This window comes from Arthrobacter sp. Leaf337, assembly GCF_001423745.1.
GTDB lineage: Bacteria > Actinomycetota > Actinomycetes > Actinomycetales > Micrococcaceae > Arthrobacter.
Window position 1 is genome coordinate 47,928 of sequence record NZ_LMPC01000023.1, and the last position, 13,567, is coordinate 61,494.

The window sequence follows — 13,567 nt, forward strand, 5'->3', positions numbered from 1 at the left end:
TGCCCCGGCTAAGCCGGGACGATGTTGACCAGTTTAGGGGCTCGCACGATGACCGTGCGGATACCCCGCCCGTCGAGGGCGCGCTGGACATTTTCCGATGCGAGGGCCAGTTCACGCAGCTCGTCCTCGCCGATCTCCGGGGAGACCTCCAGGCGGTCGCGGACCTTGCCCTGGACCTGGACCACCGCGGTGACAGTGTCCTGCACCAGGAGGGCTTCGTCGTGCGATGGCCAGCCGGCGTTCGCCACCGAGGCGGGATGCCCCAGCACGTTCCACATGTCCTCGGCCGTGTAGGGCGCAAAGAGGCTCAGGATGACCGCTACGGCTTCCGCTGCTTCGCGGACCGCAGGATCCGCGCCGCCCGCGCCGGCAGCTGCATCTATCGTCTTGCGGGTCGCGTTGACCAGCTCCATCAGCTTGGCCACCACAACGTTGAACTTGTTGCTGTCCAGCAGCGCGGCGGCGTCGGCGATGGTGCGGTGCGTGACGGAGCGCAGCGCACGGTCTCCCTGGGCGGCATCCGTTCCGGGCGTGCTGGTGACGTCCTGCGCCAAGCGCCAGGCCCGGGCCAGGAACTTCGCGGAGCCCGACGGCGACACGTCCGCCCAGTCGACGTCGTCCTCCGGCGGGGAGGCGAAGATCATGGTGAGACGCACGGCGTCCACGCCGTACTTGTCCAGCTGCTCACCGAGGTCAACACCGTTGCCCAGGGACTTGCTCATGGCCTTGCCCCCGTTGAGGACCTGGCCCTGGTTGAGCAGTGCGCTGAACGGCTCGTCGGCGTCGATCATCCCGAGGTCGTGGATGACCTTGGTGAAGAACCGTGCGTACAGCAGGTGCAGGATGGCGTGCTCCACTCCGCCCACGTACTGCCCCACCGGCATCCAGTCGTTGATCTTCTCCGGGTCGAAGGGACCCTCGGTGTACTGCGGGGAAACGAACCGCAGGAAGTACCAGGACGAGTCGACGAACGTGTCCATGGTGTCGGTGTCGCGCTTGGCAGGGCCGTGGCAGTTGGGGCACTCAACGTTGACCCAGGCTTCGGCGGCCGCCAGCGGGGACGTGCCCTTCGGGGACAGGTCTTCGCCGCGCAGGTCGGCCGGCAGGGTGACGGGCAGCTGTTCGTCGGGAACAGGAACCTCGCCGCAGGCGGGGCAGTGGATGATCGGGATGGGCGTGCCCCAGAAGCGCTGGCGGCTGAGCAGCCAGTCGCGCAGCCGGAAGTTGACGAACTTTTCGCCGGTGCCCTGCTTCTCCAGGATGTCGATCGCGGCGGGGATGGCCTCCGCCTTGGGCAGGCCGTCGAGAACACCCGAGTTGATCAGGGTTCCCTCCCCCGCTGTCGCCGTCCCGGTGACTGCGGGGTCGTCTTCTCCCGTGTCCAGCACGGCGCGGACGGGCAGGTCGAAGGTCTTGGCGAAGTCCAGGTCGCGCTGGTCGTGGGCGGGGACAGCCATGATGGCGCCCGTGCCGTAGTCAGCCAGGACATAGTCCGCTGCCCACACCGGCAGTTTTTCGCCGTTCAGGGGGTTGACGGCGTAACGGCCGGTGAAGACGCCCGTCTTTTCCCGTTCGGTGGACTGCCGCTCGATTTCGGACAGTGCCTTGACCTGTTCGCGGTAGGCGTCCAGGGCTGCGGCGTGCTCGTCCGTGACCAGTTCCACTGCCAGCGGCGCATCTGCAGCGACCACGAAGAACGTGGCTCCGTACAGGGTGTCCGGGCGGGTGGTGAAGACGGTGACGTCCTTGGCCGGCTTGCCGCCGTCGGCTTCGATCACGAAGTTGACGTGCGCACCTTCGGAGCGCCCGATCCAGTTCTTCTGCATGGCCAGGACGCGCTCGGGCCAGTGGCCGCGCAGCTCGTCCATATCGTCCAGCAGGCGGTCGGCATATTCGGTGATCTTGAAGTACCACTGGTTAAGGGACTTCTTGGTCACGGCGGTGCCGCAGCGTTCGCAGGCGCCGTTGACCACCTGTTCGTTTGCCAGCACGGTCTGGTCCTTGGGGCACCAGTTGACCGGGGAGTCCTTCCGGTAGGCCAGGCCGCGCTCATAGAAGCGCTTGAACAGCCACTGGGTCCAGCGGTAGTACCCCGGGTCCGAGGTGTGCAGGCGGCGCGACCAGTCAGCGGAGATCGCGTAGCGCTTGAAAGACGCCGCCTGGGTGTCGATGTTGGCGTACGTCCACTCGCTGGGGTGCGCGTTGCGCTTGATGGCTGCGTTTTCCGCGGGCAGGCCGAAGGAGTCCCAGCCGATCGGGTGCAGGACGTCAAAGCCCTTCTGGCGCAGGTACCGCGCCACGACGTCGCCCATGGCAAACGCTTCAGCGTGGCCCATGTGCAGGTCACCCGACGGGTAAGGGAACATGTCGAGGACATAGCGGCGCTCCCGGGAACCGTCATCGACGGGCGTGAACACCTTGAGGTCTTCCCACACCTGGGGCCATTTGGCCTCCATCGCGGCAAAGCTGTAGGTGCCCTCCTCGGGACCTTCGGTCGCGACTGCTGCTGTTCCGGTCTCTGTCTCCGGCTGAACGCTCACTGCTGCCCTCTTCTGTTCTGTACCGCTTTTCGTACGGCCCTGGCGTCCTGTCCGCCCCGGCCCCTGATCCCCTGCTTGCGGCCGGGAGATAGCCCCAGACACACAAAAGCCCCTCGACATGGAGGGGCGGCCGCTCGGCAATCCGTACTTGGTCGGGATACCGCGCGGCTAGCTAAGCAGAAGGATCGCACGCATAGAACTACTTTAGCGCACCTCCACCATCACCTAAACGTAAGTCGCCACGAGCGGCTGAATCGACCGGCTCGGACATGCCGAGCTGTTAAGGGGGCCCGGGAGCGGCTTCGGGCGTCCGCGATGGGCCCACTGCTGCGAGGGCCCCGACGCGAGCTTGCGAGCGTCGGGAGCAGCAGGGGACGGGCGGGGCCCCCTTAACAGCGAAGGCAAAGGCTCGCCGGGTCTACTTCACGTCCTCGTCGACCCAGTCCATGGACTTCGTCACGGCCTTCTTCCAGAGGCGCATCTGGCGGTCCCGCTCCCCTTCGTCCATCTGCGGTTCCCAGCGCTTGTCCTCGGACCAGTTGGCCGAGCACTCCCCCAGGTCCTTCCAGAAGCCGACGGCCAGGCCGGCGGCGTAGGCGGCACCGAGGGCGGTGGTTTCCACGACCTTCGGCCGGATCACCGGAACGCCCAGGATGTCCGCCTGGAACTGCATCAGGGCGTCGTTGGCGACCATGCCGCCGTCGACCTTCAACTCCGTCAGCGGAACACCGGAGTCCGCGTTGACGGCGTCGAGCACCTCACGGGTCTGGAAGGCGGTGGCCTCCAGCGCCGCACGGGCAATGTGGTTCCTGTTGACGAAACGGGTCAGGCCCACGATGGCGCCGCGGGCATCGGACCGCCAGTACGGCGCGAACAGTCCCGAGAACGCCGGAACGATGTACACGCCGCCGTTGTCCTTGACCGAGGCGGCGAGCGTTTCCACTTCCGGGGCACTGCTGATCAACCCGAGGTTGTCCCGCAGCCACTGGATGAGGGATCCGGTGACGGCGATGGAGCCTTCCAGCGCATAGTGCGGAGCAGCGTCCCCCAGCTTGTAGCCCACAGTGGTCAGCAGGCCGTTCTTGGAGTGGACGATTTCCTCCCCGGTGTTGAAGATCAGGAAGCAGCCGGTGCCGTACGTGTTCTTGGCCTCGCCGGCCTCAAACGCCGCCTGGCCGAAGGTGGCCGCCTGCTGGTCGCCAAGGATGCCGGCAACCGGCGTTTCACGGAGGAGCTGTGAAGTGTGGACCGTGCCGTAGACCTCGGAGGATGACTTGATGGCAGGCATCATGGAGGCCGGAACGCCGAAGGCATCCAGGATCTCCTGGTCCCAGGACAGCGTGTCAAGGTCCATGAACATGGTCCGGGAGGCGTTGGTGACGTCGGTGACGTGCACGCCGCCGTCCACTCCGCCCGTGAGGTTCCACAGGACCCAGCAGTCCGTGTTGCCGAAGACCAGGTCGCCGGCTTCGGCCTTGGCGCGGGCGCCCTCCACGTTGTCCAGGATCCACTTGATCTTGGTGCCGGAGAAGTACGTTGCCAGCGGCAGCCCCACCTTCTGCTTGAAACGCTCCGGGCCGCCATCCTTGGCCAGCTCGTCCACGATGTCCTGGGTCCGGGTGTCCTGCCAGACGATCGCGTTGTACACGGCCTCGCCCGTCGTCTTGTCCCAGACAACGGCCGTTTCGCGCTGGTTGGTAATGCCGACGGCGGCGATATCGTGCCGGGTCAGGTTCGCCTTGGACAGGGCGGAGGCGATGACCTCGCGGGTGTTGTTCCAGATTTCGGCGGGGTCGTGTTCCACCCAGCCTGCCTGCGGGAAGATCTGCTCGTGTTCCATCTGGCCCGAGGAGACGATGCTGCCGCTGTGGTCGAAGACGATGGCGCGGGTGCTGGTGGTGCCCTGGTCGATGGCGATTACGTACTGGTTCATGTTGACGTCCTTGTCTGTTGTCTGAAGGGCTTGGTGGGGATGTTGGAACGCGGGACGGGGATCAGGAAGCTGCCGAGGCGATGATCGGCACTACTGCTGCGACGGCGCCGGCGAGTCCGCCGCCTACCAGCGGGCCCACTACCGGGATCCAGGAGTAGCTCCAGTCGCTGGAGCCCTTGCCCTTGATGGGCAGCAGTGCGTGGGCGATGCGGGGACCGAGGTCGCGGGCGGGGTTGATGGCGTAGCCGGTGGGACCGCCGAGGGACACACCGATACCGACAACCAGCAGGGCCACGGCCAGCGGGCCAAGGCCGGAAGGGGTCCCGCCGAGGGTCAGGATGACGAAGACGAGGACAAAGGTGCCGATGATCTCGGTGATCAGGTTCCACGGGGTGGAGCGGATGGCAGGGCCCGTGGAGAACACGGCGAGCTTGCTGGCGGGTTCCGGTTCGGCGTCGAAGTGCTGCTTGTGGGCCAGCCACATGACCACTGCACCCAGGAACGCGCCCAGGAATTCACCGCCGAAGTAGGTCAGTGTGGATGCGAAGTCGACGCTGACGCCGGGAGCATACTCCGCCTTGCCGTTGAGCAGCAGGCCGAAAGTGACGGCGGGATTCAGGTGTGCGCCGGACTTGGCAGCCACGAAAACACCGCAGAAGACTGCAATGCCCCAGCCCCATGTGACCATCAGGAATCCGCCGTTGTTGCCCTTGGTGCCTTTGAGCGCGACGTTTGCCACAACGCCGCAACCCAGCAGGGTCAGCATTGCGGTTCCGAATACTTCGGAAAGGAAAACAATTCCAAGAGACATCTTTGACTCCTCTATTTTCTGTTGTCAGCCCTTCGCGAGTTTGAAGGGCTGTTGGGCCGGCAACGTTGTTGCGTTGCCGGCCGGCTGCTGCGCCGGCTGTTCCTCCAGCGGAACCGCGCAGCCCTTGCGCCCGGGCACTCCCTCCCCGGGCACGCAAACTATCTAGGCGACCAGGCTGTGGACCTGGACGCCGTGGAAGCGTTCAAGCACCTCCTGGGCGTAGTGGATTTCGGCTGCCCGGGCGGCGGCGTCCCAGCCCAGCGGAACGGCAAGGACCTCTGCGACCTCGTTGAGCAGTTCGCCGGTCACCAGCCCGCGGAAGGCCAGCGACGTGCGCCGGATCAGCACGTCGATGACGTGCCCCACCTGTTCGTTGCGGGCCATGAACTCGAGTTCGCGGACACTGAGTTCGCGGGTGGAGTGCAGGAGCCGGTCCGGTCCGGCGTCGAGGTAGCGCAGGACTTCTTCGGCGCGGGTGCCGTAGCGGGTCAGCAATCCGGAGATCCGGTCAGCGTCGCGGCCGGCGGACATGTGTGCCTTGATCCACTGTTCGATGCCGGACGCTGTGTCCGGGAAGCCGGCGCCGCCGCCGATGGCGAGTTTCGCCGTCGAGACTTTCCGTTCCAGTCCCAGTTCCTTGAGCACGTCATTTGTCAGGTGTTCTGCCAGGGCCCGGAACGTGGTCCATTTGCCGCCCACCAGGCTGAGCACGACGGCGCCGCCGGCCGACGTATGCTGTCCGCCGCGCTCGATCCGGTAGTCCCGGCTGACGAAGCCGGGCTGGGTGGCGTCGTGCCGGGGCAGCGGGCGGACACCGGCGAAGGTGTACACGATCTGGTCCCGGCTCACCGGGACGTCCGGGAAGACATGGCCGATCAGGTCGAAGAAGTAGTCGATCTCGGCGTCGGTGCAGACGGCATCCTCTGCCATGTCCGCATCGACGTCGGTGGTGCCCACCAGCACGCGGTCGCCCATCGGGTAAATCAGCACGATCCGGCCGTCCGTGTGTTCAAAGAAGATTTCGCGGCCGTTGCAGGCCTCGAGCAGCCCGGGGTGGTCCAGCACGATGTGCGAACCCTTTGTTCCGCCCATGAAGGAGGAGGCAGCACCCATGGCCTGGTTGGTCAGGTCGACCCAGGCCCCCGTGGTGTTGACGATCACGTCCGCCGTGAAGTCGAAGACTTCGCCGGTGAGTTCATCGCGCAGCTGGACAGTGCTGCCGCCCGTGGAACCGGACGAATTTCCGGCCGCCCCGCCCATGGACACGAGCGAAAGGTAGTTGCTGGCCCGGGCGTCACTCGGACCCGCGGCGCCGGCCTTTTCGCCGTCCTGGAGCACGTCCAGGGTGAGCCGCTCGGGGTTGTGGACCGAGGCATCGAAATAGGTGGCCGCGTACTTGATTCCGGGGTGCAGCCGCGGCAGTTCCGCCAGGGCGCGCTTCCGGCCGCGGAACTGGTGGCGCGGAACTGTGCCGCCGTCGCGTGAGAAGAAGTCGTACATGCTCAGGCCGAGCTTGATCAGGAAGGCGCCGCGTTCTTTCGGCTTGCCCTGCTGCTTGTGGGTCAGGAACCGCAGCGGCGCGGACAGCACGCCGGAGAAGGTGCTGAAGATGGGAATGGTGGTCTGGAGCGGCTTGACGTAGTGGGGGGCAATGCGCAGCAGCCTGTTGCGTTCTACAACGGACTCCTGGACCAGGCGGAACTCACCGTTTTCGAGGTACCGGATTCCGCCGTGGATCATGTGCGACGATGCACCGCTGGCCCCCTGGCAGTAGTCTCCGCGTTCGACGAGCGCAACATCGACGCCCTGTAGTGCCAGATCGCGGAACGTGCCCACTCCGTTGATTCCGCCGCCGATGATCAGGACCTGCGCGCGGGGCCGCTTTCGCAGGCTCTGCACTGAGGACCGCTGGCGGCTGGAAGACGGATGGCCGGATGAATCGTTGGTTCCCAAATCTGCTCCTTTGGGTTTGGTTCTGTGCGGCACGCCTCAGCGCGGCGCCGTTCACCACTATTGTTTGGACTAATGGAAAATGGAGTCAAGCACTATGCACAAACGTGCAGAACGGAAGCCCAATGCCGCGTTCACGCCACTCAGAAGCCCTCAGGGCTGCACAACTGTATTACCTCCAGGACCTCACGATGGACGCCATAGCCAGGGAGCTCCGGACCTCGAGATCCACGGTTTCCCGGCTTTTATCGACTGCCCGGGAAACCGGCCTGGTGCAGATCCAGATCCGCAATCCGCTCGACACGGGACCCGAACTGGAGAACATGATCCGCGCCCAATACCGCGTCGATGTGCACGTCGTTCCGGTGGTGGACACCCTGAATGAGGCGGAGACACTTGACAGGGTGGCCATGCAGGCTGCACGGACCATCGGTCCGCTGGTCGACTCAAACGCGATCATCGGCGTCGCGTGGGGATCCACCCTCAGCGCGGTCAGCCGCCACCTGACCCGCAAGATCACCCACGACAGCGTGATCGTCCAGCTCAACGGCGCGGGCAACATGCAGACCACCGGCATTACCTACGCCAGCGACATCATGCGCAGGTTCGGCAGCGCCTACGGGGCGCGTGTTGAACAGTTTCCCGTTCCGGCGTTTTTTGACCACGCCGCCACGAAGACCGCCATGTGGAATGAGCGCAGCGTCCAGCGCATCCTGGATTTGCAGTCACGCATGAGCATTGCCATTTTCGGTGTGGGATCAGTGGACGCCGACTACCCGAGCCACGTCTATGCCGGCGGCTACCTCGACGAGAACGACCTGAACATTCTGGCCAGCTCGGACGTGGTGGGTGACGTTGCCACCGTGTTCTTCCGCGGCGACGGTTCCTCCGACGGCATCACGCTCAACGAACGGTCCACCGGCCCGGCGCTGGCACAGCTGCGGCAGGTCCGGCGGCGGATCTGCGTCGTATCAGGAGCCTCGAAGATCAACGGACTGCGCGGCGCGCTCGCTGCCGGGCTCGCCACCGACCTGATCCTCGATGAAGCCATGGCGCGGCGCCTGGTGAGTTTCGACGGGTTGTCGTGACGCCGGCAGCGGCAGGCTTCACGGCCTGTCCCGGGGAGCCTGCCGCGGGGAGTCGGTAGAGTCAGTGCTATGAAAACCTCGCCCCGGCTAAGCCTCAACAACGGTGTGCTGATCGACCAGCTGGGCTTCGGGCTCTACAAGGTTCCCCCGGCGGACGCTGCCGGCCTGGTGACCATGGCCCTCGAAGCCGGCTACCGGCACTTCGACACTGCGTCCATGTACGGAAATGAAACCGGGGTGGGCAAGGCCATCGGCGCCCTCTCCGGCTTCGGCGGCAGCGGAGCCGGCGGCGGCTCCGGCGAGGCGGCGCCGTCGCTCTCCCGGGAGGACCTCTTCGTCACCACGAAGGTGTGGAATGACGACCACGGCTACGACGCAACGATGCGGGCCTTCCAGACCTCGATGTCCAACCTCGGCCTGGAATACATCGACCTCTACCTCATCCATTGGCCTTGCGCCCGCCGCGGACTCTTCACCGAAAGTTACCGGGCCATGGAAACCCTGTACCGCGAGGGCAGGATCCGGGCCATCGGAGTTTCCAACTTCCAGCCTGCCCACCTGGAGCGCCTGCTCGAGACGGCCGAAGTGGTCCCCGCCGTAAACCAGGTGGAACTTCATCCCTGGCTGCAGCAGGACGAACTCCGGGGCCTGCATGACCGGCTTGGCATCCGCACGGAGGCCTGGAGCCCGCTGGGCCGGGGGCAGGTGCTCGAGGATCCAGTGGTTGTGGAGCTGGCAGCGGCGCACCGCCGGACCGCGGCCCAGATCGTCCTGAGGTGGCACGTGCAGCTGGGCAACGTGGTCATTCCTAAAGCCAGCTCCTACACCCGGATCCGGGAAAACCTTGATGTCTTCGGCTTTACCCTGGACGCCTCGGACATGGCCGCCCTTGCCGCCCTGGAACGCAACCAGCGCACAGGCTCCCACCCGGACAACGTCAACTAGGATTCGACACCATGGAACAAGTGGACACAGGACCGGCACAGGCCCTGCACCTTTTCAGCGGCGCACTGGACGACAGGACGCGGGCCGCCAGCGTGGACCTGGATGGCTGCACTGTGGACTACTGGGTGTACGAGCCGGTTACCTTCACAGCGGAGACCAGGACGATCCTGGTGATCCACGGATTCCGCGGGGACCACCACGGCCTGCTCCGGGTTGCGGACCAGCTCCCCGACATGCGGTTGATCATGCCCGACCTGCCCGGTTTCGGCAGCTCCGGTGCGTTCACCGATGGTGAGCACAGCGTCGCGCGGTACGGGCAGTTCATCCGCGACTTCATGACCGCCATGGGCCTGGGTCCGGAAACGGTGCTGCTGGGACACTCCTTCGGATCCATCATTGCCAGCCATTTCGTGGCGGCCAACCCCGGCGCCGTGTTCCCGCTCATCCTCATCAATCCCATTGCCGCGCCGGCACTGGAGGGGCCCAAGGGCGTCATGACCAAACTGGCAGTCTTCTACTACGAGGCCTCTGCCAGGCTCCCCCGCCCCCTGGGCCTGTACCTGCTACGCAGCAGGCTCATTGTCAGGGTCATGAGCGTCGCCATGGCAAAGACCAGGGACAAGCAGCTCCGTCGCTTTATCCACGGCCAGCACAGCGCGTACTTCTCGGCCTTTGCCAACCGGGACAGCCTGCTTGAGTCCTTCAAGGCGTCCGTGGGCAGCAACGTCTCCGAAGTTGCTGCGGACCTGGCCCTTCCGGTGCTGCTGGTTGCCGGGGAAAAGGATGAGATTGCGATGCTCCCGGACCAGCACAAGCTGAAGGCCCTCCTGCCGGACGGCACCCTCGAGGTCATTCCGGGTGTGGGGCACCTTATCCACTATGAGACACCCGCACCGGCCGCCGGCTACATCAGACGCTTCCTGAAGGACCATCCCGCGTGAAAATAATTATCGATGCCCGCTTCACCCGCCTGGACCACCACGACGGAATCAGCAGGTACGGGGCCAGCCTGATCGCCGCCACGGCCAAGATCGCCGACGTCTCGATGCTCGTCAGCGATCCCCGGCAGCTGGCCCTGCTCCCGGACGTGCCCTACACGATGATCAACAGCCCGCTCTCCCCCGCGGAGCTCTTCGTTGCCGCCAAGGTCAACAAGCTTGGCGCCGACGTGGTGGTGTGCCCGATGCAGACGATGGGGACGTTGGGCCGGAAGTACGGCCTGGTCCTGACCCTCCACGACCTCATCTACTACGAGCACCCCGCTCCGCCAGGCTTCCTGCCTGCCCCGGTCCGAGTGCTGTGGCGCCTTTACCACAAGGCGTTCTGGCCGCAGCGGCTGCTCCTGAACCGGGCGGATGTGGTGGCCACCATCAGCCGCACCACCGAGGCCCTGATCGCCAAATACCGCCTGACGAAGCGGCCGGTCCGGATTGTGGGCAACGCTCCGCAGCACGGCCACACGCCCCGCGACCCCGGTGCCGGCGCGGACCCCACCCTGCTCTACATGGGTTCGTTCATGCCGTACAAAAACGTGGACACCATGGTGCGGGGAATGGCCGAACTGCCCGGCATGACGCTCCATCTCCTCAGCCGCATCACGCCGCAGCGCCGGGCGGAACTCGAGGCCCTGGTGCCGCCGGGAGCGGAAGTCGTCTTCCATAACGGCGTGACGGATGCCGAGTACGAGGCCCTGCTGACCCGGACCACTGCCCTGATCAGCCTCTCACGCGCGGAAGGCTACGGACTGCCGCTCGTGGAGGCCATGTCCCACGGCACGCCCGTCATCGCCAGTGACATCCCGATCTTCCGCGAAGTGGGGCAGGACGCCGTGACGTACGTCCACCCTGATTCCCCGTCCGAGTTCGCCGAAGCGGTGCGGCGGCTGGAACAGGCGGAGGTGTGGAAGGCACTGTCACGCCGTTCCGTGGAACGGGCTGCGGAATTCAGCTGGGACCACTCCGCCCGGCAACTCGTGGACCTGGCCGAAGAGGCCGCCCGGATCAGCAGGCGCTGAGGCCGGCCCCTGCGGAAGCTCCTCAGCCGCAGTTCGCCGTCAGCCGGGGCACACAACCAGGGCACGTCGGCTGGAGCACATCAGCTAGAGCACGTCCACGCCGTCAAGCCGGAGCTGGACGGGATCGTCGCTGCGCCGTGCCGCCGCCGCGGCCTTGACGGCCCGCATCGCACGCGTTGCTTCCGCCGCCTGTGCATAGGGAATGAACAGCAGCGTCCGGACGTCCTCGCCGGACTCCTGCCTGGCTGCCCGTGCATTCGACAGCACCACGGGCGCCGGACCAGCCATGCGCAGGGTAATGCCCTGCCGGGCCAGGCTCTGCTCAATGGCCTCGGTGAAGTGCCCGACGGCGGTCCGGCCGCCGGTCACCGAGGCAACCCGCACCGCCGGGGGCAGCTGGAGCTCCTGCCGTAATGACAATTCGCGCTGCGCATACCCGCTGGCGTCCCAGCGAAGCAGCGCGCCCACCCCGGCGGCGTCGTCCGCGGTGATCACCACGAGGCCCCCCTCAGCGGCAGGCTTGACGAGCGCCGCGGCGTTGAACCAGCGCCGCACGGCGTCCTCCCCTGCGCGGAGGTTTTCCCGGCGCAGCAAGGAGTCCCCATCCAGCAGCAGTGCGGCGGCATAGCCGCCAGCCGCCACAGGTTCCGCTCCCACGGTGGCCACTACGAGGGCTTTTGTGTCCGGGACGGTGGCTTTGACGTGGTCGCCTGACGACGTGATGACGGGTTTGCCCGGGAACGCCCGGCCCAGCTCCTCCGCGGTCCGCAGCACACCGGTGGCGGAGCGGCGGAGCCTGGGGCTGGTGCAGTGGCTGCAGCGCCAGGCCGGCGCCGGCGCTGAACACCAGCGGCACTGCGGTACGGCGGACGATCCGGCGGCGCCGGCAATAGCCAGGGGCCCGCTGCAGGCCGTGCACCGGGCAGGTTCCCGGCAGGAGTCGCAGACCAGCGAGGGCGCATAGCCGGCGCGGGCCACCTGCACCAGGACGGGGCCGCGTTCCAGGCCTTCCTTGGCGGCGCGCCAGGCCGCCCCCGGCAGCCTGGCGATCCGGGCGAGGGGGTCGCGTTCCTGTTCAAAGCTGTCCGCGGTGTTCAGGACACGCGGTACAGTCCTCCGGACCTCCGGGCGGGCGGCTTCCACGGTCCGGGCCCAGCCTGCGTCCACCAGGCGCTGCAGTTCGGTGCTGCGGGTGTGCGCCGCCAGCAGGCACGCTGCGCCCTCCTGCTCCGCGCGCAGGAGCAGGACCTCCCTGGTGTGGGCGTAGGGCGACCGCTGCTCGATGTGGAGGTCGTCGCCGTCGTCCCAGCACACCACCAGGCCAAGGTTGTGCACGGGGGCATAGGCCGCCGAGCGGGTGCCGACCGCGACGCCCGCGTTCCCGGTCAACACCCGCAGGTAGCTGCGGTAGCGGGGCGTCCGCCCGTCGTCGGCAGTGAGCCGGGCGATGTCTTCCCGGGGAAGCAGCCGCGCCAGGGCGGCCTCGACGCGGTCCAGGTCGCGTTGGTCCGGAACCACCACCACCGCGCCACGGCCCGCGGCACGGACGGCCGCCACGGCTTCGGCAATGAGCTCGGGCCAGCCGGCAGGGCCGAAACCCTGGAGCGCGCTTAGCACCGCGCGCGGCGACTCGCCCGCAGCGAGGTGCCGGAGGAAGGCGGTCCCGTTGACGTAGCGGGACCAGTTCCCGGGTGGGTGTGGAATGCGGGACGCCTCCGGCTCCGCGTCCGCAGCGGCTTCCGTCATTTGAGGGCTTGCGGAGAGCTTTCCCTCGGTGGCCAGCTCCTTCTCAAGCTTGGCAACCCGCGGCGGGATGGCCACGCGCAGGACGTCGCTGACGGTTCCGGCGTAGCGGGCTGCCACAGTGCCGGCCAGCGCGGCCATTTCCGGCGTGAGGACCTGCACGGCAGACACGACTTTATGGAGCGGTACGAGCACGTGCCCGGCGTCGGAATCAGCCACCCTGTCAAGGATGTAGCCGCTGAGCTCCTGGCCGTTGAATTTGACCTTGACCCGCACACCCGGCTGCGCGGCGTCGTCGACCGAGGCCGGCACGCTGTAGTCGAAGGGCCGGTCCAGATGCGGCAGTGAGGATTCGATGAGCACTCTGGCTACGGGCAGCGACGCCGCGAGCGGAGGACCGCCGGAAGACTGCGTCCGGGCGGCCGGGAACCCCTGGAGGAGCGACAGCTGGAGGGGTTCTTCGGCGGCGGCTGCCTCACCGGGAAAGGAAGCGATGGGACCAGTCTCCGTTCAGCATCTGCCAGTTGTGGTGGTCATGGGTCC

The 13,567-nt window shown here is 66.7% G+C and carries 9 protein-coding genes; 4 read left to right on the plus strand and 5 right to left on the minus strand.

The window, feature by feature from the left end:
• Positions 1–8: 8 nt before the first annotated feature.
• The 4 genes from leuS to ASF98_RS15065 all read right to left on the minus strand — a co-directional run bounded on the left by leuS (position 9) and on the right by ASF98_RS15065 (position 7,237).
• On the minus strand, positions 9–2,540 hold the full coding sequence (gene leuS, locus ASF98_RS15050) for a leucine--tRNA ligase (RefSeq protein WP_055803216.1): 2,532 nt from the start codon (positions 2,538–2,540) through the stop codon (positions 9–11).
• 418 nt (positions 2,541–2,958) lie between these two features.
• Positions 2,959–4,473 (minus strand): glycerol kinase GlpK, encoded by a 1,515-nt coding sequence (glpK, locus tag ASF98_RS15055; protein WP_055803219.1) that lies wholly within the window; start codon positions 4,471–4,473, stop codon positions 2,959–2,961.
• A gap of 61 nt (positions 4,474–4,534) precedes the next feature.
• Positions 4,535–5,284 carry an MIP/aquaporin family protein gene (locus tag ASF98_RS15060; protein ID WP_028269138.1) on the minus strand — a complete coding sequence of 250 codons (750 nt, stop codon included), beginning with the start codon at positions 5,282–5,284 and terminating at the stop codon, positions 4,535–4,537.
• Between the two features lie 162 nt (positions 5,285–5,446).
• Complete coding sequence (locus ASF98_RS15065) at positions 5,447–7,237, minus strand: glycerol-3-phosphate dehydrogenase/oxidase (RefSeq protein WP_055803222.1); 1,791 nt, start codon at positions 7,235–7,237, stop codon at positions 5,447–5,449.
• Between the two features lie 122 nt (positions 7,238–7,359).
• On the opposite strand from ASF98_RS15065, the gene ASF98_RS15070 reads away from it, so the two are divergent.
• The 4 genes from ASF98_RS15070 to ASF98_RS15085 all read left to right on the plus strand — a co-directional run bounded on the left by ASF98_RS15070 (position 7,360) and on the right by ASF98_RS15085 (position 11,281).
• Positions 7,360–8,322: a sugar-binding transcriptional regulator gene (locus ASF98_RS15070; protein WP_028269136.1), complete on the plus strand. Its 963-nt coding sequence runs from the start codon at positions 7,360–7,362 to the stop codon at positions 8,320–8,322.
• Between the two features lie 69 nt (positions 8,323–8,391).
• Positions 8,392–9,267 (plus strand): aldo/keto reductase, encoded by an 876-nt coding sequence (locus ASF98_RS15075; RefSeq protein WP_028269135.1) that lies wholly within the window; start codon positions 8,392–8,394, stop codon positions 9,265–9,267.
• Between the two features lie 11 nt (positions 9,268–9,278).
• Positions 9,279–10,208 (plus strand): alpha/beta fold hydrolase, encoded by a 930-nt coding sequence (locus ASF98_RS15080; RefSeq protein WP_055803225.1) that lies wholly within the window; start codon positions 9,279–9,281, stop codon positions 10,206–10,208.
• Positions 10,205–11,281 (plus strand): glycosyltransferase family 4 protein, encoded by a 1,077-nt coding sequence (locus tag ASF98_RS15085; RefSeq protein ID WP_055803227.1) that lies wholly within the window; start codon positions 10,205–10,207, stop codon positions 11,279–11,281. Before ASF98_RS15080 ends, ASF98_RS15085 begins: the two co-directional genes overlap by 4 nt.
• Positions 11,282–11,365: 84 nt before the next feature.
• Here the strand turns inward: ASF98_RS15085 and ASF98_RS15090 are convergent, their stop codons facing one another.
• Positions 11,366–13,519: a hypothetical protein gene (locus tag ASF98_RS15090; RefSeq protein WP_055803230.1), complete on the minus strand. Its 2,154-nt coding sequence runs from the start codon at positions 13,517–13,519 to the stop codon at positions 11,366–11,368.
• Between the last annotated feature and the right edge of the window lie 48 nt (positions 13,520–13,567).